Below are 18,424 nucleotides of genomic sequence, written 5' to 3' on the forward strand. Positions count from 1 at the left end.
TGGCTCAGCCCGGGATTAGTTGGTCAGCCATCAGGGTCCGGGCCTCGAAGGCCGCCCGCACAGGCGCGAAGGAGCGCCGGTGAATCGGCGTCGGACCAAGGCGGGCAAGCGCCTCAAGGTGCACCGGGGTCGGATACCCCTTGTGGCCACCCATTCCGTACCCAGGATAGATCAGCTCGAACGCCGCCATTTCCCGATCACGGGTGACCTTGGCCAGGATAGACGCAGCCGCGATGGCCGGTACCTGACTATCGCCTTTCACCACGGGAGCGGACGGCACGTTCAACTTGGGGCAGCGATTGCCGTCGATCAGCGCCAAGCGGGGGGTGATGTGCAAGCCCTCCACCGCCCGCTGCATCGCGAGCATGGTGGCGTGGAGAATGTTCAGTTCGTCGATTTCATCGACTTCGGCCCGGGCGATGTGGAAGCTCAGGGCCTTTTCGCAGATCTCGTCGAACAGCTTTTCGCGGCGAGCCTCGGTCAGTTTCTTCGAATCATTGAGGCCAAGAATCGGGCGATTCGGGTCAAGGATCACCGCGGCGGTCACTACCGCGCCACACAGCGGCCCACGACCGACCTCATCGACACCGGCGACAAGGTCTTCGACCAGGTTGAAGTCCAGTCCCATTTGCATTTATCGGGTTTCCAGCAAGGCCAGCACTGCTTCAGCGGCCTGGTTCGAGGCATCGCGACGCAGTGTGCGGTGAATCTGATCGAAACCTTCGGTCTGCTGCACGCCATCGGTCACCAGCGGCGCCAGGGTCTGGGCCAGGGACTCAGTGGTCGCGGCCTCCTGCAACAGTTCCGGAACCAGCAAGCGCTGGGCCAGGAGGTTGGGCAGCGAGACGTAGGGACTTTTGACCAGGCGTTTGAGAATCCAGTAGCTCAGCGGCGCAAGGCGGTAGGCCACCACCATGGGGCGCTTGAACAGCAGCGCTTCAAGGGTGGCAGTACCGGAAGCGATCAGTACCGCATCGCAAGCCGCCAGGGCCTGGTGGGACTGACCGTCGAGCAGCGTCAGCGGCAGGTCACGGCCTTCGAGCATCTGTTCAAGCTGCGCACGCCGCGCGGCATTCGCGCACGGCGTAACAAAACGCACACCCGGCACCAGCTCGCGCAGACGCTGAGCGGTATCGAGGAAAAGAGCACCCAGCCGGCCGACTTCGCCTCCCCGGCTGCCCGGCATCAAGGCGACCAGCGGGCCATCGGGCAAGCCCAGAGCACCGCGTGCGGCCTGTCGATCAGCATCCAGGGGAATGGTGTCAGCCAGCGGATGGCCAACGAAACGCACGGGAACGCCCTGCTCTTCGTAGAACTTCGCCTCGAAGGGGAACAGGGTGAGCATCAGGTCGCAGCCTTCGCGGATCTTCAGCACGCGCTTCTGACGCCAGGCCCAGACCGACGGGCTGACATAGTGCACGGTCTTGATGCCGGCGCGGCGCAGCTTCAATTCGATATTCAGCGTGAAGTCAGGTGCGTCGATGCCGATGAACACGTCGGGCTTTTCATCGATAAGCGTCTGAACAAGCTGCTTGCGGCGCTTGAGTAGCTCAGGCAGCCGCCCCAGTACTTCGACCAGGCCCATGACCGCCAGGCGTTCCATGGGGAAGTAGGAGACGAGCCCCTCGGCTTCCATAAGGGGACCGCCAACGCCGATGAAGCGGACATCCGGATGACGCGCCTTGAGCGCCCGCATCAGACCGGAACCAAGAATGTCGCCGCTGGCCTCACCGGCCACCAGCGCTACGCAGAGTTCGGACATATCAGCGGGTGATGCCGCGGGCGGAATTCTGGATCGACTGGCGGAACATCTCGACCTCGGGGAACTGGCTGGCCGGTTCGGCCAATTCGACGATAGCCTGCTCGACGGTCAGGCCTTGACGGTAGACAACCTTGTAGGCGCGACGCAGCGCATGGATCGCATCTTCGCTGAAACCACGGCGACGCATGCCTTCGAAGTTCATGCTGCGCGCTTCGGCCGGGTTGCCGAATACGGTGACGAACGCCGGAACGTCCTTGCCAATGGCAGTGCCCATGCCGGAAAAACTATGGGCGCCGATATGGCAGAACTGGTGAACCAGGGTGAAACCGGAAAGGATTGCCCAGTCGGCAACATGCACATGACCAGCCAGCGCAGTGTTGTTGACCAGGATGCAGTGGTTGCCGATGACGCTGTCATGACCGATATGGGCATACGCCATGATCAGGTTGTGATCGCCCAGGGTGGTTTCCGAGCGGTCCTGCACCGTGCCGCGGTGAATGGTCACACCTTCGCGGATGACGTTGTGGTCACCAATTACCAGGCGAGTGGCCTCGCCCTTGTACTTGAGGTCAGGGGTGTCTTCGCCAACTGACGAAAACTGATAGATGCGGTTGTGCCGCCCTATCCGGGTCGGCCCTTTGAGCACAACGTGTGGACCGATGACGGTCCCTTCCCCGATCTCGACATCCGGGCCGATGATCGACCAAGGGCCGACCTCGACACCATCGGCCAGCTTGGCCGAAGGATCGATGATTGCCCGAGGGTCAATCAAACTCATAGTTTGCGTTCCGCGCAGATGATCTCGGCCTTGCACACTGGCTTGCCGTCGACCGATGCCTGGCAATCGAACTTCCAGATCTGGCGTTTGCAACTGATGAATTTCGCTTCAAGGATCAGTTGATCCCCTGGCAGAACCGGCTGGCGGAAGCGCAGCTTGTCGGAACCGACGAAGTAATAGAGGGTGCCGTCCGTCGGCTTGGCATCGAGCATTTTGAAACCGAGGATGCCGGCTGCCTGGGCCATGGCCTCGATGATCAGCACGCCCGGCATGATTGGATGCGCCGGGAAGTGACCATTGAAGAAGGGCTCGTTGATGCTGACATTCTTGTAGGCACGAATGCGCTGGGCCTCGACGTCCAGTTCCACCACGCGGTCCACGAGCAGGAACGGGTAACGGTGAGGCAGGTATTCGCGAATCTCGTTGATGTCCATCATTTCTGGGGGAAGCCTGTAGTAAAGATAGGGAGCATGCGCTGGGCGCCATGCACCTTTTGCGAATCAAGAAAGCCGTACAGCTATCGAGCGGCCTTGATCAGGAAAGGGTATCAGCCATCAGATGAAGGCTGGCTGCCTGAGGTCACGGCATCGACACGCTTTTCTACCTGTTGAAGGCGCTTGGCCATTTCGTCCAGTTGACGAATTCGCGCCGCACTCTTGCGCCAGTCTCCCAACGGCTGCATCGCCGTCCCGGACGAATAGCCGCCCGGCTCGGTAATGGATCGGGTCACCATGGTCATGCCGGAGACGAATACGTTGTCGCAGACTTCGATGTGTCCAACCATTCCGACACCACCGGCAATCGTGCAATGCTTGCCGATCCGGGTGCTACCGGAGATGCCCACGCACGCCGCCATGGCGGTGTGGTCGCCGATCTGTACGTTATGGGCGATCTGAATCTGGTTGTCGAGTTTGACGCCATTGCCGATGCAGGTATCGGCAAGAGCACCGCGGTCGATGGCAGTGTTGACACCGATTTCGACGTCGTCGCCGACAGTGACACCGCCGATCTGGGCGATCTTCTGCCAGACGCCTTTCTCATTGGCGAAACCGAAACCTTCACCACCCAGCACGGCGCCGGACTGGATCACCACCCGCTTGCCGATGCGAACATCGTGGTACAGGGTCACACGCGGGGCCAGCCAGCCGCCCTCGCCGATCACGCAACGAGCACCGACGAAACAGTGCGCACCAACGGTGACACCGGCCGCAATGACCGCGCCGCTCTCGATGACAGCGAAGGGACCGATACTGGCGCCGGCATCGACCTGAGCGTCCTCCGCAACCACGGCGCTGGGATGGATTCCCGCCACAGCCTTGGGTTTGGGGTCGAACAGGTGAGAGATGCGGGCGTAGGCCAGGTAAGGGTCCGGCACGATCAGGGCGTTGCCGACAAAACCTTCGGCATCTGCAGCACGCAGAAGCACCGCAGCAGCCTGGGTATCAACCAGGTATTTGCGGTACTGGGGATTAGCCAGGAAGCTCAGTTGGCCGGGGCCAGCTTCCTGCAAGGTCGCGAGACCAACGATCTCAAGTTCCTCGGGACCCTGAAGGGTCGCTCCAAGGAACTCGGCCAGTTGGCCGAGTTTCATGGTCGCCGTCATATCAACGGGACTGGTTCATGCGCTCGATGACCTGGCGGGTGATGTCGTACTGAGGTTTGACATCAATGACCGCGCCACGCTCGAGAACCAGATCGAAGCCGCCTTTCTTGATGACTTCTTCTACAGCGCCATCCAATTTCGGCTTGAGCTGCTTGAGCATGTCACGGTCAGCAACGGCCTTGGCTTCGTTAAGTTCCTTGGACTGGAACTGGAAGTCACGGGCTTTTTGCTTGAACTCGAGCTCAAGACGCTCACGCTCGCCCTGGGCCATTTTGTCGCCGCCCTTGACCAGACGATCCTGGATGCCCTTGGCGCTGCTTTCCAGGTTCTTCAGCTTGGTCAGTTGTGGGCCGAATTTCTTCTCGGCATCAACCGCGTACTGCTTGGCCGGGTCCGACTCGAGCAGCGCCATTTGATAGTTCAGGACAGCAATCTTCATTTCGGCAAACGCCGGGGTCGCGACCAGAGCCGCTGCCAGTACCGCCAGTTGAGTCAACTTACGCACGATGCACTCCTACAGAATCCGTTGTCATTTACGTGGACCAGACCCTTAGAAGGTCTGACCCAGAGAGAATTGGAACACCTGGGTATCAGCATCGTCCGGTTTCTTCACCGGCATCGCCAGGCTGAAACTCAACGGACCCAGTGCGGTAATCCAGGTCACACCCAGGCCGACGGAGCTGGCCAGGCCGGAAAGGCCGAGCTTCTCGCAATCAGGCTTGGAGCCGCAATTGGTGTCATACACGTTACCCACGTCCCAGAACACGGAGGTACGCAGCGAACGCTGGTCCTTGATGAACGGAAGCGGGAACAGCAGTTCTACACCACCCTGAACAAGAACGTTGCCGCCGAACGGCAGTGGATCCTGATCCGGGTCTGCTGCAGTTCCTGGTCGGGTGCCGTTGCTTGGCGTACTGCGTGGACCGAGGCTGCTGTCTTTGAAACCACGTACCGAGTTGAAACCACCCGCGTAGTAGTTTTCATAGAACGGCAGACCGGAAGTCGAACCGTAACCGTCGCCATAACCCAGCTCGGTATGCAGACGCAGGGTGTAGTCGTTGGTGATTGGCTTGAACAGCTGGCCGCGGTAGTCGAGCTTGAAGAACGACAGGTCGCTGCCAGGCGTGGTTGCTTCCAGCACCAGGCTTTGCGAGTGACCGCGGGTTGCCAGGGTACCTTTGTTCAACGTCGACTCGGACCAGCCGGCCGAGGCCTTGAAGTTCAGGAAGCTGTCGCCGCCTTCCTTGTCCAGGAAGTCGAAGATCTCATCGACGGTGTAAGTACCGGTTTTGATCTTGTCCTGCTGAACTGTCAGGCCGAAGGTCAGGCGCGACGTTTCGCTGATCGGGTAACCGACGTTGACACCGGCACCCATGCTGTCCACGGCATAGCTTGCCACGTCGACGTCGAGGTCATCGTAGTTGGTCGTGCGGTAGAAGGCGTTGTAGCCCAGGCTGACACCATCGGCAGTCCAGTAGGGGTCCACGAAGCCGAAGTTGTATCGGCTCTGGTACTCGGAACGGGTCAGACCGATGGAGACCTTGTTACCGGTACCCAGGAAGTTGTTCTGGCTGATCGAACCACCGAGGATCAGACCGGCGCTCTGGGCGAAACCGACACTGGCGGTGATCGAACCGGAAGCCTGCTCTTCAACGGTGTAGTTGACGTCGACCTGGTCATCGGTACCCGGAACAGCCGGGGTTTCGACGTTGGCTTCCTTGAAGAAGCCCAGGCGCTCCAGACGGGTCTTGGACTGGTCGATCAGGTAGGTCGAAGCCCAGCCCCCTTCCATCTGGCGCATTTCACGACGCAGCACTTCGTCTTCGGACTTGGTGTTGCCACGGAAGTTGATGCGGTTGACGTAGGCGCGCTTGCCCGGATCCACGACGAACATGATGTCGACGGTATGGTCGTCATCGTGCGGCTGCGGCACACCGTTGACGTTGGCGAAGGTATAGCCTTCGTTACCCAGACGGCGGGTGATCAGCTCGGAAGTGGTGGTCATCACCTTGCGCGAGAAGACCTGGCCCGACTGTACCAGCAGCAGCGCCTTGACCTGGTCTTCAGGCACTTTCAGGTCACCGGACAACTTGACGTCGCGTACGGTGTACTTCTCGCCTTCGTTGACGTTGACGGTGATGTAGACGTGCTTCTTGTCCGGGGTGATGGACACCTGGGTGGAGGCGATGTCCATGTTGATGTAGCCGCGGTCCAGGTAGTAGGAACGCAGGCGCTCAAGGTCACCGGAGAGTTTTTCACGGGCGTACTTGTCGTCGTTCTTGAAGAACGACAGCCAGTTGGTGGTCTTGAGTTCGAACAGACCGGCCAGATCCTCGTCGGAGAACACAGTGTTGCCCACGACGTTGATGTGCTGGATGGCAGCGACCGTGCCTTCGTTGATCTTGATCTTCAAGGCAACGCGGTTGCGCGGCTGAGGAACCACTTCAGCATCGACCTCGGCGGAGTAGCGACCCTGAGCGACATACTGACGCTGCAGTTCGTTACGCACGCCCTCGAGGGTCGCCCGCTGGAAGATTTCGCCTTCCGCCAGACCGGATTGCTTCAGGCCTTTCATCAGGTCTTCGGTGCTGATCGCCTTGTTACCGTCGATTTCGATGCTCGACACCGACGGGCGCTCAACGACGTTGATGATCAGGACATTGCCATCACGGCCCAGTTGGATGTCCTGGAAGAAACCGGTCTTGAACAGCGAACGGGTAGATTCCACCAGGCGGCCGTCGTCGGCATGATCGCCAACGTTCAGCGGCAATGCACCAAATACGCTGCCCGCGGAAACCCGCTGCAGACCATTGACACGAATATCGGAGATGGTGAAGGACTCGGCGTGAACTTCAGCGATCATCAGTGCGGCGAGAGCCGCAGTTAGCAGCAGACGTTTCATGAAGTCCTTTCTTATTCCAACTGGCAATAAACGACCCGCCGCGAAAGGCGGCAGGTTCGCAATTGAGCGAAGCGTTACAGTCGACCCAAATCGTTGATCAGGGCTAGCAACATCACCCCGACTACCAAACTGATACCGATCTGGATACCCCAACCTTGCACCCGGTCCGACAGTGGGCGGCCACGCGCCCACTCGATCAGGTAAAACAGCAAATGCCCCCCATCCAGAACTGGAATGGGCAGCAAGTTAAGAACTCCTAGGCTAATGCTCAGATAGGCAAGGAAATTCAGGAAATCCCCAAGGCCGGACTGGGCCGAAGCGCCCGCCACTTTAGCAATGGTTATCGGTCCGCTCAAGCTTTTTACCGAGAGCTCGCCGAAGAGCATTTTCTTCAGTGAATCGAGGGTCAGAACACTCATGTTCCAGGTACGGGAAAGACCCTCACCGACTGCTTCGAGCGGCCCGTAACTGACCTCGCGCAGCATCTGCGCCGGCCATTCGACCGCCTGGACACCAGCGCCGAGGTAACCGGCGGCAGACTTGCCCTCGCCGCGACTGGCCAGGGTGACCGGCAACTCGATGCGAGCACCATCGCGCTCGACGGTGAGCACGATGCGGCTGTCAGCACGCCCCCGCACGGTGTCGACCACCTGCTGCCAGTCATTCAGCGCCTGACCATCCAGCGCCAGCAGGCGATCACCGGTTCTCAGCCCGGCGGCCTGGGCCGGCCCCTTCGGATCCAGCTCGGCCAGCACCGGCGCAAGCGCCGGGCGCCATGGGCGGATACCCAGGGAGCGAATCGGATCAGGCTCGTCAGCGCCCTTGAGCCAATGATCGAGGGTAATCGTGTGAGCGCTGTCAACGGTGGCGCCTTCAGTGCGCACACCGACCTGTAGCGCTCCGCTTTCGCCCAGACGGCGAACCAGTTGAAGATTGACCGCGGCCCAACCATTGGTCGGCTCGCCGTCGATCGAAACGATTTCCTGCCCGGAACTCAACCCGGCGACGGCTGCCAGGCTACCCGCCTCGACCCCGCCGATGACCGGACGTACCTGCTGGCTGCCAAGCATCGCCAGCGCCCAGAAGAACACGATAGCGAGCAGGAAGTTGGCGATCGGCCCCGCCGCAGTGATCGCGATGCGCTGGCCAACGGTTTTTCGATTGAAACTCTGCTCGGCCTGCGCGAGCGGAACATCGCCCTCGCGCTCGTCGAGCATCTTGACGTAGCCGCCCAGTGGAATCGCGGCGATCACGAACTCCGTACCCTGACGGTCGTGCCAGCGAAGCAGCGGCGTGCCGAAGCCGACGGAGAAACGCAACACCTTGACGCCGCAGCGCCGAGCCACCCAGAAGTGCCCGAATTCGTGAAAGGTAACCAGAACACCCAGTGCAACCAGGGTGCCGATAATCATGTAGAGCGCACTCATGTCTTTCTCCGAATAACGTTCAACAGGGCCCGGCACGACGCCTTGCGGTGTCGCACCTCAGCGCCCGTGATGCGCCAACCACTGCCCGGCAAGCACCCGGGCCCGCTGGTCGGCGGCAAACACCGCATCCAGCGTATCCACGGCCACCACTGGCTCCTGGTCAAGCACCTGCTCGATCATACTCGCGATTTCCGGGAAGCGGATGCGTCGCTGAAGAAACGCCTCCACCGCGATTTCATTGGCTGCGTTAAGCACCGCCGGCGCGCTGTTGCCGGCCTCCGCAGCTTCCCGCGCCAGGCGCAGGCAAGGAAAACGCTGCTCATCGGGCGACTGGAAATCCAGACGAGCGATGGCAAACAAGTCCAGCGGCGCCACACCGGAATCGATTCGCTCCGGCCAGGCCAGCGCGCTGGCGATGGGGGTACGCATGTCCGGATTGCCCAACTGGGCAAGCACCGAACCGTCGACGTAATCCACCAGCGAGTGAATCACACTCTGCGGATGCACCACGACCTCGATCTGCGAAGGGCGAGCATCGAACAGCCAGCAGGCCTCGATCAGTTCCAGCCCCTTATTCATCATGCTGGCCGAATCGACGGAAATCTTCCGCCCCATGGACCAGTTGGGATGCGCGCAGGCCTGCTCCGGGGTGACAGCAGCGAGTTCGCTGGCCGGGGTCTGACGGAAAGGCCCACCCGAAGCGGTCAGCAGAATCCGGCGAACACCCACCTGAGCCAGCCCGCGACCATAGTCACCTGGCAGGCACTGGAAGATGGCGTTGTGCTCGCTGTCGATCGGCAGCAGCACCGCATTACTGCGGCGCACCGCCTGCATGAACAAGGCGCCGGACATCACCAGCGCTTCTTTATTGGCTAGCAGCACCTTCTTGCCCGCCTCCACTGCCGCCAGCGTCGGACGCAAGCCTGCAGCACCGACGATCGCCGCCATTACCGCATCGACCTGCGGGTCAGCCGCAACCGCGCACAAGCCTTGCTCGCCCACCAACACTTCAGTGCGCGAGCCCGCCGCCTTTAGCCCTTCGCGCAGGGTGCAAGCCCCCGCCTCGTCCGGCACCACGGCAAACACGGGCGCATGGCGCAGGCACAACTGCAACAGCTCGTTCAAACGCGAGTAGCCAGTTACGGCGAAGACTTCGTAGCGATCCGGGTGCCGAGCAATGACATCCAGGGTGCTCAGACCGATAGAGCCAGTGGCCCCAAGCACGGTAATGCGCTGTACGCGACTCACAGGACGCCCCAGTCAGCCGCCCACAACAGCACGGCGAACAGCGGGATGGCCGCGGTCAGACTGTCGATACGATCCAGTACGCCGCCATGACCCGGCAACAGGTTGCTGCTGTCCTTGATCCCGGAACGGCGCTTGAACATGCTTTCAGTCAAGTCGCCGACCACCGAACCCATTACCAGGAGCGCGGCACCGAACAATCCGAGTACCAGTTCGCCCACACTCCAATGCCGGGTCAGACCGACAGCCAGCGTGATGACCAGGCTCAGCGCCAGGCCACCATAGACGCCCTCCCAGCTCTTGCCGGGACTGACGTGCGGCGCCAGTTTGCGCTTGCCGAACGCCCGGCCGGAGAAGTACGCACCAATGTCGGCACCCCAGACCAGCACCATGACCGCGAGAATCAGCCAGTTGCCCATTGTCCAGTGCTTGAGCAGCACCAGCCCTTGCCAGGCAGGCAGCAGGATCAGCGTACCGATCAGCAACCGACAGGCCGCGCTGGCCCACAGCTCACTGGTGCGCGGATAAGTCATGACAAGCCAGGTTGCCACGCCCCACCACAGCACCGAAGCACCGAGCACCCAGGGCGCCAGATCCGGCATCAGGTAGAGCAGCATCAGCAAACCGGCGATGACTGCGGCATAGGCAACCCGCAAAACCTGCGCCATCAGGCCGGCCAAGCGAGCCCATTCCCAGGCGCCAAGGGTGACCACCAGCCCGATGAACAGGGCAAAGCCAGCCCCTTCGAGCAGGAAGAACCCGCCCAGGGCGATCGGCAACAGAATCAGCGCGGTAATGATGCGTTGTTTGAGCATTAAGCACGGGCTCCAGCTTCGACCTGCTCGCTGGTTTTACCGAAGCGGCGCTGGCGCGAAGCGAAATCGGCCAGCGCGGTACGCATAGCCTCGTGTTTGAAGTCCGGCCAAAACAGGTCGGAGAAATACAGCTCGGCGTAGGCCAGTTGCCACAGCAGGAAGTTGCTGATGCGGTGCTCGCCCCCGGTGCGGATACACAGGTCCGGCAACGGCAGGTCGCCAGTAGCCAGGCAGGTTTGCAGGAGTTCGGGAGTGATGTCTTCCGGACGCAGATGCCCGGCCTGGACTTCGCGCGCGAGGCGCTGAGCGGCCTGCGCGATATCCCACTGACCACCATAGTTGGCGGCGATCTGCAGGATGAAACGGTTACTGCCAGCGGTCAGCGCCTCGGCCTCGCGCATGGCCGCCTGCAGTTCAGGGTGAAAGCGGGAGCGATCACCGATGATCCGCAGACTGATGTTGTTCTCATTGAGCCGCTTGGCTTCCCGGCGCAAGGCCGAGAAGAACAGCTCCATCAACGCCCCGACCTCTTCGGCCGGGCGTTGCCAGTTTTCGCTGGAGAAGGCGAACAGGGTCAGCACCTCGACCTTGGCCTCGGCGCAGACCTCGATAACGGCCCGCACCGCGTCCACGCCAGCCTTGTGCCCGGCAACGCCGGGCAACAGGCGCTTCTTCGCCCAGCGATTATTTCCATCCATGATGATCGCGACATGACGCGGCACCGATGGAGGCACACCCTGCTTGCTCTTTTCCATTAAAAAAAGCCCCGACCTTAAACGGCCATCAGGTCCTTTTCTTTTGCTTTCACGGCAACTTCGATATCAGCAACGAACTTGTCAGTCAGCTTCTGAACATCATCAGCGGCACGACGCTCTTCGTCTTCGCTGATTTCCTTCTCCTTGACCAGATCCTTGAGCTGGCTCAGGGCATCACGGCGGATATTGCGCACGGCAACACGAGCGTCTTCAGCGGCATCACGCGCCTGCTTGGTGAAGCCCTTGCGGGTTTCCTCGGTCAGGGCCGGCATGGAGATCAGCAGCAGCTCACCCAGGTTGGTCGGGTTGAAGCCCAGGCCTGAGTTGAGGATGGCTTTATCCACGGCACCCAGCATGCTGCGCTCGAAAGGCACGACTTGCAGGGTACGCGAATCCTTGACCGTGACACTGGCGACTTGGTTGATCGGCGTATCGGTGCCGTAATAAGGCACCATCACGCCAGCCAGAATCTGCGGGTTCGCGGCGCCGGTACGGATACGACCGAAAGCGTGGTGCAGCGACTCGAGCGATTTGCCCATGCGTTCCTGGGCGTCTTTCTTGATTTCGTTGATCATTGTTCGCCTTCCTCGATCAGAGTTCCTTCAGCGCCGCCCACTACGATGTTCAGCAAGGCGCCAGGCTTGTTCATGTTGAAAACCCGCAACGGCATCTTGTGGTCACGGCACAGGCAGATTGCGGTCAGGTCCATTACGCCGAGCTTGCGGTCGAGTACTTCATCGTACGTCAGACGGTCGAATTTCTCGGCATGCGGATCCTTGAATGGATCGGCAGTGTACACGCCGTCGACCTTCGTCGCCTTCAACACGACGTCAGCATCGATTTCGATGGCACGCAGGCATGCGGCCGAGTCGGTGGTGAAGAACGGGTTACCGGTACCGGCAGCGAAGATCACCACGTCGCCAGAGTTCAGATGACGAACACCTTTGCGGCGGTCGTAGTGGTCAGTGACACCGACCATGGAAATGGCCGACATGACGATGGCGGGGATATTCGAGCGCTCCAGCGCGTCGCGCATGGCCAGGGCGTTCATCACGGTCGCCAGCATACCCATATGGTCGCCGGTGACGCGATCCATGCCGGCCGCGCTAAGAGCCGCACCACGGAAGAGGTTGCCACCACCGATAACCAGGCCGACCTGGACACCGATACCAACGAGCTGACCCACTTCCAGCGCCATGCGATCCAGCACCTTCGGGTCGATCCCGAAGTCTTCCGAGCCCATCAGGGCCTCGCCGCTAAGTTTGAGCAAAATGCGTTTATAGCGAGGTTGACGACCACTCACCTGCTGAGCCATTGCGAATCTCTCCTGCGGCGTTTGTAAAATTCCGGGCGGGCTGTTTTCAGCCTGCGCCAACTGTAGCGTGGCGCTTGAATAGCGCCAGAGCGAAAGCAGATCTTGTAAACCGCTCGCGCTTTGACAAAGAGGCTGCGCGCGTGAGCGGGCAGCCTCTTTGGGGCGACAGATGTGAATCCGTCTTATTGCTTCTGGGCAGCAGCCAGTTGAGCAGCAACTTCTTCAGCGAAGTTGTCTTCTTTCTTCTCGATGCCTTCGCCTACTTTGAAGTAAGTGAAGGAAACGATTTCAGCACCAGCTTTCTTGACCAGAGCACCAACGGTGACTTCCGGGTTCTTGACGAAAGCTTGCTCGACCAGCGAGGCCTCGGCCAGGAACTTGGTGATACGACCAGCAATCATCTTCTCGACGATTTCAGCTGGCTTGCCTTTCATCTTGTCTTCGTTGAGCGTCAGGAATACGCCTTTCTCGCGCTCGATCGCTTCAGCGGAAACTTCCGATGGCAGCAGGAACTCAGGGTTGCTGGCAGCAACATGCATTGCAACATCTTTGGCCAGCTCGACGTCACCGCCTTTCAGGACAACAGCAACACCGATCTTGTTACCGTGCAGGTAGGTACCGACAACGTCACCCTCAACGCGCACCAGGCGACGGATGTTGACGTTTTCACCAACTTTGGAAACCAGAGCAAGGCGAGCCTCTTCCTGAGCTTCGATCAGTGGAGCAACGTCGGTCAGCTTGTCATTGAAAGCTTTCTCGACGCTGGCAGTAACGAATGCCTTGAAGTCGTCTTGCAGAGCCAGGAAGTCGGTCTGCGAGTTGACTTCCAGCAGAACGGCCGCTTTGCCGTCGTCCTTGATGGCGATGGCGCCTTCGGCGGCAACGTTGCCAGCCTTTTTGGCAGCCTTGATGGCACCCGAGGCGCGCATGTCGTCAATGGCTTTTTCGATATCGCCGCCGGCTTTGGTGAGGGCTTTCTTGCAGTCCATCATGCCTTCGCCAGTACGCTCACGCAGTTCCTTGACCAACGCTGCAGTAATTTCTGCCATTTCAAAATCCTCTTGGATAGGTTTTCAACCATTCCACCCGATACTCACGGGCGCTAAATTCTGGAAATCCACTACCTGTATGCGGCGCGTCGATAATGCGGACACTTGGCGACAGGAGGATTTCAAGGTGGCAAAAAGGGGGCCTAGCCCCCTTTTTGCGTGCCAAGTCGACGCTAAGCGTCACTTACTCGGCAGCTGGCGCTTCTTCAGCGTAGACTTCGGTGCCGCCGGCAACGTTGTTGCGACCACGGATGACGGCGTCAGCCATCGAACCCATGTACAGCTGGATGGCGCGAATGGCGTCATCGTTGCCTGGGATGATGTAGTCAACACCTTCAGGGCTGCTGTTGGTATCGACAACGCCGATGACCGGGATGCCCAGCTTGTTGGCTTCGGTGATAGCGATGCGCTCGTGGTCAACGTCGATCACGAACAGTGCATCAGGCAGGCCGCCCATGTCCTTGATACCGCCCAGGCTGCGATCCAGTTTTTCCAGATCACGGGAGCGCATCAGCGCTTCTTTCTTGGTCAGTTTGGCGAAGGTACCGTCTTCAGCCTGGACTTCCAGCTCGCGCAGACGTTTGATCGAAGCGCGGATGGTTTTGTAGTTGGTCAGCATGCCGCCCAACCAGCGATGGTCGACGTACGGCGAACCGCAACGTGCTGCTTCTTCAGCAACGATCTTGCCAGCGGAACGCTTGGTGCCGACGAACAGGATCTTGTTTTTGCCCTGGGCCAGGCGCTCTACGAAGCTCAGAGCGTCGTTGAACATTGGCAGGGTTTTTTCCAGGTTGATGATGTGAATCTTGTTGCGCGCGCCGAAAATGAACTTGCCCATTTTCGGGTTCCAGTAACGGGTCTGGTGGCCGAAGTGCACACCGGCCTTCAGCATATCGCGCATGTTGACTTGGGACATGATAGTTCCTTGATAAGTCGGGTTGGGCCTCCACGCATCCCAATGACCAACCCGCGATCTGTCGATCGGAGCACCCAGGTCATCGTGTCGATACGTGTGTGGGTTTGAGCTTGACGGGGCTATCCCCGGAAAGCGGCGCATTTTATACCACACTCGATCGATGAACGAAACCCGCAATACCATCGCCTTAGCGGCCTTTTGCACCCCGGGCGCAATCGCGCCAGAATGCCAGCATCCATGAGGCACCAGCCGTGGCGCGGGGCCCTGAAACCGCCAACGCTCTGCTAGAATCGCGCCTTTCCTGTTTGCCAGCGCCGCTGCGCGCCGTAGAGAGCCTGCAATGACCGTTACCATCAAAACCGCCGAAGACATCGAAAAGATGCGCATCGCCGGCCGCCTTGCCGCCGAAGTCCTGGAAATGATCGAAGAACACGTCAAGCCCGGCGTGACCACCGAAGAACTGGACCGCCTCTGCCACGACTACATCGTCAACGTGCAGCAGGCCATTCCGGCGCCGCTCAACTATAAAGGCTTCCCCAAGTCGATCTGCACCTCGATCAACCATGTGGTCTGCCACGGCATCCCCAACGAGAAGCCGCTCAAGGCCGGCGACACGCTGAACATCGACGTGACCGTCATCAAGGACGGCTACCACGGTGACACCAGCCGCATGTTCCATGTCGGCGAAGTGCCGGTCTGGGCCGAGCGCCTGTCGAGAGTCACCCAGGAATGCCTGTACAAGGCCATCGAACTGGTCAAGCCGGGCTGCCGCCTGGGCGATATCGGCGAAGTGATCCAGAAGCACGCAGAAAAGAACGGCTTCTCGGTCGTCCGCGAGTTCTGCGGCCACGGCATCGGCAAGGTGTTCCACGAAGAGCCGCAGATCGTGCACTACGGCCGTGCCGGCACCGGCATGGAACTGAAGGAAGGCATGACCTTCACCATCGAGCCGATGATCAACCAGGGCAAGGCCGACACCAAGGTGCTGGGCGACGGCTGGACCGCCATCACCAAGGACCGCAAGCTTTCCGCCCAGTGGGAGCACACCATGGTGGTCACCGCGACCGGCTACGAAATCTTCACCCTGCGCAAAGACGACACCATTCCCCGTACTTCAGCCTGACCAGACAGGACGCGACTCGATGCCACAGGTGGATCCCGAGCTGTTCGACCGCGGCCAGTTCCAGGCGGAACTGGCCCTCAAGTCAAGCCCGATCGCGGCCTTCAAGAAAGCCATTCGTCGTGCCGGCGAAGTGCTCGATGAACGGTTTCGCCAGGGCCGTGATATCCGCCGGTTGATCGAGGACCGCGCCTGGTTCGTCGACAACATCCTGCAACAGGCCTGGAACCAGTTCGACTGGAGCGAAGATGCCGATATCGCGCTGGTCGCGGTCGGTGGCTACGGTCGCGGCGAGCTGCACCCGCACTCGGACATCGACCTGCTGATCCTGCTGGACAGCGCCGATCATGAGATTTTCCGCGACTCGATCGAGCGTTTTCTGACGCTGCTCTGGGATATCGGCCTGGAAGTCGGCCAGAGCGTGCGCTCCGTCGATGAATGCGCCGAACAGGCCCGCGCCGACCTGACGGTGGTCACCAACCTGATGGAAAGCCGCACCATCAGCGGCCCAGAGCACCTTCGCCTGCGCATGCTGGAGGTCACCAGCCCCGAGCACATGTGGCCGAGCAAGGAGTTCTTCCTGGCCAAGCGTGCCGAGCAGAAAGCCCGTCACCACAAGTACAACGACACCGAATACAACCTCGAACCCAACGTGAAGGGCTCGCCCGGCGGCCTGCGCGACATCCAGACGGTACTCTGGGTCGCCCGTCGCCAATACGGCACCCTGAACCTGCACGCCCTCGCGGGCGAAGGTTTCCTGCTGGAAAGTGAGAACAAGCTGCTGGCCTCGTCCCAGGAATTCCTCTGGAAAGTGCGCTACGCCCTGCACATGCTCGCCGGGCGCTCCGAAGACCGCCTGCTGTTCGACCACCAGCGCAGCATTGCCGCCTTGCTCGGCTTCAAGGATGAAAACCCGAAACGCGCCATCGAGCAGTTCATGCAGCAGTATTACCGGGTGGTCATGAGCATTGCCGAGCTCAGCGACCTGATCATCCAGCACTTCGAGGAAGTCATCCTCGCCGACGACTCCAGCAGCACCACCCAGCCGCTGAACGCGCGCTTCCAGTTGCACGATGGCTATATCGAGGCCGTGCGCCCGAACGTGTTCAAGCGCACGCCGTTCGCCATGCTGGAAATCTTCGTACTGATGGCGCAGCACCCGGAAATAAAGGGCGTTCGCGCCGACACCATCCGTCTGCTGCGGGAAAACCGTCACCTGATCGACGACAGTTTCCGCAACGATATCCGCAACACCAGCCTGTTCATCGAGCTGTTCAAGTGCGAGATCGGCATCCACCGTAACCTGCGCCGAATGAATCGCTACGGCATCCTCGGGCGCTACCTGCCGGAGTTCGGCCTGATCGTCGGGCAGATGCAGCACGACCTTTTCCACATCTATACAGTCGATGCCCACACCCTCAACCTGATCAAGCACCTGCGCAAACTCCAGTACACCCCGGTGTCGGAGAAGTTTCCGCTGGCCAGCAAGCTCATGGGCCGGCTGCCCAAGCCGGAACTGGCGTACCTCGCCGGCCTCTACCACGACATCGGCAAGGGCCGCCAGGGCGACCACTCGGAACTGGGCGCGGTGGACGCGCAAGCCTTCTGCGAGCGCCATCAACTGCCGGCCTGGGACAGCCGCCTGATCGTCTGGCTGGTGCAGAACCACCTGGTGATGTCCACCACCGCGCAGCGCAAGGACCTGTCCGACCCGCAGGTGATCCACGATTTCGCCCAGATGGTCGGCGACCAGGTGCATCTGGACTACCTCTACGTGCTGACCGTGGCCGATATCAACGCCACCAACCCCAGCCTGTGGAACTCGTGGCGCGCCAGCCTGCTGCGCCAGCTCTACACCGAGACCAAGCGCGCCTTGCGCCGCGGCCTGGAAAACCCGCTGGACCGTGAAGAGCAGATCCGCCAGACGCAAAGCGCCGCCCTCGACATTCTGGTGCGCGAAGGCACCGATCAGGACGATGTCGAGCAGCTTTGGTCGCAACTGGGCGACGACTATTTCCTGCGCCATACCGCCGCCGATGTCGCCTGGCACTCCGACGCGATCCTCCAGCAGCCCGCCGATGGCGGCCCGCTGGTGCTGATCAAGGAAACCACCCAGCGCGAATTCGAAGGCGGCACGCAGATCTTCATCTACGCACCCGACCAGCATGATTTCTTCGCCGTGACCGTGGCGGCGATGGACCAGCTCAACCTGAACATCCATGACGCGCGGATCATCACCTCCAGCAGCCAGTTCACCCTCGACACCTACATCGTGCTCGACAACGACGGCGGCTCGATCGGCGACAACCCGCAGCGCATCAAGCAGATCCGCGACGGCCTGACCGAAGCCCTGCGCAACCCGGACGACTACCCGAACATCATCCATCGCCGGGTGCCTCGCCAGCTCAAGCACTTCTCCTTCGCGCCGCAGGTGACCATCCTCAACGACGCGCAGCGCCCGGTGACCATCCTCGAAATCATCGCGCCCGACCGCCCGGGCCTGCTGGCGCGGATCGGCAAGATCTTCCTGGACTTCGACCTGTCGCTGCAGAACGCCAAGATCGCCACCCTCGGCGAGCGCGTGGAAGACGTGTTCTTCATTACCGACGCCGACAACCAACCGCTTTCCGACCCACAACTGTGCAGCCGCCTGCAGGACGCGATCGTCGAACAGTTGCGCGTCGACCAGGCCAGTGGCAATGAACCCTTTCGCCTGACCATTTAATGCTTTGACGAG

The 18,424-nt window shown here is 60.6% G+C and carries 17 protein-coding genes; 2 read left to right on the top strand and 15 right to left on the bottom strand.

Going from position 1 to position 18,424, the window contains the following annotated elements:
• Positions 1 to 4 precede the first annotated feature (4 nt).
• From rnhB to rpsB, 15 genes are all read right to left on the bottom strand, one after another.
• Positions 5 to 634, bottom strand: a complete 630-nt coding sequence (gene rnhB, locus CKW37_RS03620) for a ribonuclease HII (protein ID WP_095154072.1) — start codon at positions 632 to 634, stop codon at positions 5 to 7.
• Positions 635 to 1,762, bottom strand: a complete 1,128-nt coding sequence (gene lpxB / locus CKW37_RS03625) for a lipid-A-disaccharide synthase (protein ID WP_095154073.1) — start codon at positions 1,760 to 1,762, stop codon at positions 635 to 637.
• Position 1,763: 1 nt separating this feature from the next.
• The gene (lpxA, locus tag CKW37_RS03630) at positions 1,764 to 2,540 is read right to left on the bottom strand and encodes an acyl-ACP--UDP-N-acetylglucosamine O-acyltransferase (RefSeq protein ID WP_095154074.1); all 777 of its coding nucleotides are present in this window, start codon (positions 2,538 to 2,540) and stop codon (positions 1,764 to 1,766) included.
• Entirely contained in the window at positions 2,537 to 2,977 is a 441-nt protein-coding gene (gene fabZ / locus CKW37_RS03635; RefSeq protein WP_095154075.1) for a 3-hydroxyacyl-ACP dehydratase FabZ, read from the bottom strand. Before fabZ ends, lpxA begins: the two co-directional genes overlap by 4 nt.
• Before the next feature lie 110 nt (positions 2,978 to 3,087).
• The gene (lpxD, locus tag CKW37_RS03640) at positions 3,088 to 4,143 is read right to left on the bottom strand and encodes a UDP-3-O-(3-hydroxymyristoyl)glucosamine N-acyltransferase (protein ID WP_095154076.1); all 1,056 of its coding nucleotides are present in this window, start codon (positions 4,141 to 4,143) and stop codon (positions 3,088 to 3,090) included.
• Position 4,144: 1 nt separating this feature from the next.
• Positions 4,145 to 4,648: an OmpH family outer membrane protein gene (locus CKW37_RS03645; RefSeq protein WP_095154077.1), complete on the bottom strand. Its 504-nt coding sequence runs from the start codon at positions 4,646 to 4,648 to the stop codon at positions 4,145 to 4,147.
• 45 nt (positions 4,649 to 4,693) lie between these two features.
• Complete coding sequence (gene bamA, locus CKW37_RS03650) at positions 4,694 to 7,045, bottom strand: outer membrane protein assembly factor BamA (RefSeq protein WP_095154078.1); 2,352 nt, start codon at positions 7,043 to 7,045, stop codon at positions 4,694 to 4,696.
• Between the two features lie 74 nt (positions 7,046 to 7,119).
• Complete coding sequence (gene rseP / locus CKW37_RS03655) at positions 7,120 to 8,472, bottom strand: RIP metalloprotease RseP (RefSeq protein ID WP_095154079.1); 1,353 nt, start codon at positions 8,470 to 8,472, stop codon at positions 7,120 to 7,122.
• A gap of 57 nt (positions 8,473 to 8,529) precedes the next feature.
• Complete coding sequence (gene ispC, locus CKW37_RS03660; protein WP_095154080.1) at positions 8,530 to 9,720, bottom strand: 1-deoxy-D-xylulose-5-phosphate reductoisomerase; 1,191 nt, start codon at positions 9,718 to 9,720, stop codon at positions 8,530 to 8,532.
• Positions 9,717 to 10,532 (bottom strand): phosphatidate cytidylyltransferase, encoded by an 816-nt coding sequence (locus CKW37_RS03665; RefSeq protein ID WP_095154081.1) that lies wholly within the window; start codon positions 10,530 to 10,532, stop codon positions 9,717 to 9,719. Before CKW37_RS03665 ends, ispC begins: the two co-directional genes overlap by 4 nt.
• Positions 10,532 to 11,287 (bottom strand): polyprenyl diphosphate synthase, encoded by a 756-nt coding sequence (gene uppS / locus CKW37_RS03670; RefSeq protein WP_095154082.1) that lies wholly within the window; start codon positions 11,285 to 11,287, stop codon positions 10,532 to 10,534. The genes CKW37_RS03665 and uppS overlap by 1 nt, the downstream gene beginning before the upstream one ends.
• Before the next feature lie 17 nt (positions 11,288 to 11,304).
• Positions 11,305 to 11,862 carry a ribosome recycling factor gene (gene frr, locus CKW37_RS03675; protein WP_095154083.1) on the bottom strand — a complete coding sequence of 186 codons (558 nt, stop codon included), beginning with the start codon at positions 11,860 to 11,862 and terminating at the stop codon, positions 11,305 to 11,307.
• The gene (gene pyrH / locus CKW37_RS03680; RefSeq protein ID WP_095154084.1) at positions 11,859 to 12,602 is read right to left on the bottom strand and encodes a UMP kinase; all 744 of its coding nucleotides are present in this window, start codon (positions 12,600 to 12,602) and stop codon (positions 11,859 to 11,861) included. Before pyrH ends, frr begins: the two co-directional genes overlap by 4 nt.
• A gap of 182 nt (positions 12,603 to 12,784) precedes the next feature.
• Entirely contained in the window at positions 12,785 to 13,651 is an 867-nt protein-coding gene (gene tsf / locus CKW37_RS03685; protein WP_095154085.1) for a translation elongation factor Ts, read from the bottom strand.
• A 184-nt stretch (positions 13,652 to 13,835) separates the two neighbouring features.
• A complete protein-coding gene (gene rpsB / locus CKW37_RS03690) occupies positions 13,836 to 14,567 on the bottom strand; it encodes a 30S ribosomal protein S2 (protein WP_095154086.1) in 732 nt (243 codons plus the stop codon).
• Positions 14,568 to 14,907: 340 nt separating this feature from the next.
• Between rpsB and map the strand changes: the two genes are divergently transcribed.
• Positions 14,908 to 15,690 carry a type I methionyl aminopeptidase gene (gene map, locus CKW37_RS03695; RefSeq protein WP_095154087.1) on the top strand — a complete coding sequence of 261 codons (783 nt, stop codon included), beginning with the start codon at positions 14,908 to 14,910 and terminating at the stop codon, positions 15,688 to 15,690.
• A gap of 19 nt (positions 15,691 to 15,709) precedes the next feature.
• Complete coding sequence (locus tag CKW37_RS03700; protein ID WP_095154088.1) at positions 15,710 to 18,412, top strand: [protein-PII] uridylyltransferase; 2,703 nt, start codon at positions 15,710 to 15,712, stop codon at positions 18,410 to 18,412.
• Positions 18,413 to 18,424: the final 12 nt, after the last annotated feature.

The sequence above is a fragment of the Pseudomonas sp. Irchel 3E13 genome (genome assembly GCF_900187455.1).
Classification (GTDB): Bacteria; Pseudomonadota; Gammaproteobacteria; order Pseudomonadales; family Pseudomonadaceae; genus Aquipseudomonas.

Excerpts from the sequence above, each read along its gene's own strand:
- rnhB (WP_095154072.1), bottom strand. The coding sequence starts at position 634 with ATGCAAATGGGACTGGACTTCAACCTGGTCGAAGACCTTGTCGCCGGT.
- lpxB (WP_095154073.1), bottom strand. The coding sequence starts at position 1,762 with ATGTCCGAACTCTGCGTAGCGCTGGTGGCCGGTGAGGCCAGCGGCGAC.
- lpxA (WP_095154074.1), bottom strand. The coding sequence starts at position 2,540 with ATGAGTTTGATTGACCCTCGGGCAATCATCGATCCTTCGGCCAAGCTG.
- fabZ (WP_095154075.1), bottom strand. The coding sequence starts at position 2,977 with ATGATGGACATCAACGAGATTCGCGAATACCTGCCTCACCGTTACCCG.
- lpxD (WP_095154076.1), bottom strand. The coding sequence starts at position 4,143 with ATGACGGCGACCATGAAACTCGGCCAACTGGCCGAGTTCCTTGGAGCG.
- bamA (WP_095154078.1), bottom strand. The coding sequence starts at position 7,045 with ATGAAACGTCTGCTGCTAACTGCGGCTCTCGCCGCACTGATGATCGCT.
- rseP (WP_095154079.1), bottom strand. The coding sequence starts at position 8,472 with ATGAGTGCGCTCTACATGATTATCGGCACCCTGGTTGCACTGGGTGTT.
- CKW37_RS03665 (WP_095154081.1), bottom strand. The coding sequence starts at position 10,532 with ATGCTCAAACAACGCATCATTACCGCGCTGATTCTGTTGCCGATCGCC.
- uppS (WP_095154082.1), bottom strand. The coding sequence starts at position 11,287 with ATGGAAAAGAGCAAGCAGGGTGTGCCTCCATCGGTGCCGCGTCATGTC.
- frr (WP_095154083.1), bottom strand. The coding sequence starts at position 11,862 with ATGATCAACGAAATCAAGAAAGACGCCCAGGAACGCATGGGCAAATCG.
- pyrH (WP_095154084.1), bottom strand. The coding sequence starts at position 12,602 with ATGGCTCAGCAGGTGAGTGGTCGTCAACCTCGCTATAAACGCATTTTG.
- tsf (WP_095154085.1), bottom strand. The coding sequence starts at position 13,651 with ATGGCAGAAATTACTGCAGCGTTGGTCAAGGAACTGCGTGAGCGTACT.
- rpsB (WP_095154086.1), bottom strand. The coding sequence starts at position 14,567 with ATGTCCCAAGTCAACATGCGCGATATGCTGAAGGCCGGTGTGCACTTC.
- map (WP_095154087.1), top strand. The coding sequence starts at position 14,908 with ATGACCGTTACCATCAAAACCGCCGAAGACATCGAAAAGATGCGCATC.
- CKW37_RS03700 (WP_095154088.1), top strand. The coding sequence starts at position 15,710 with ATGCCACAGGTGGATCCCGAGCTGTTCGACCGCGGCCAGTTCCAGGCG.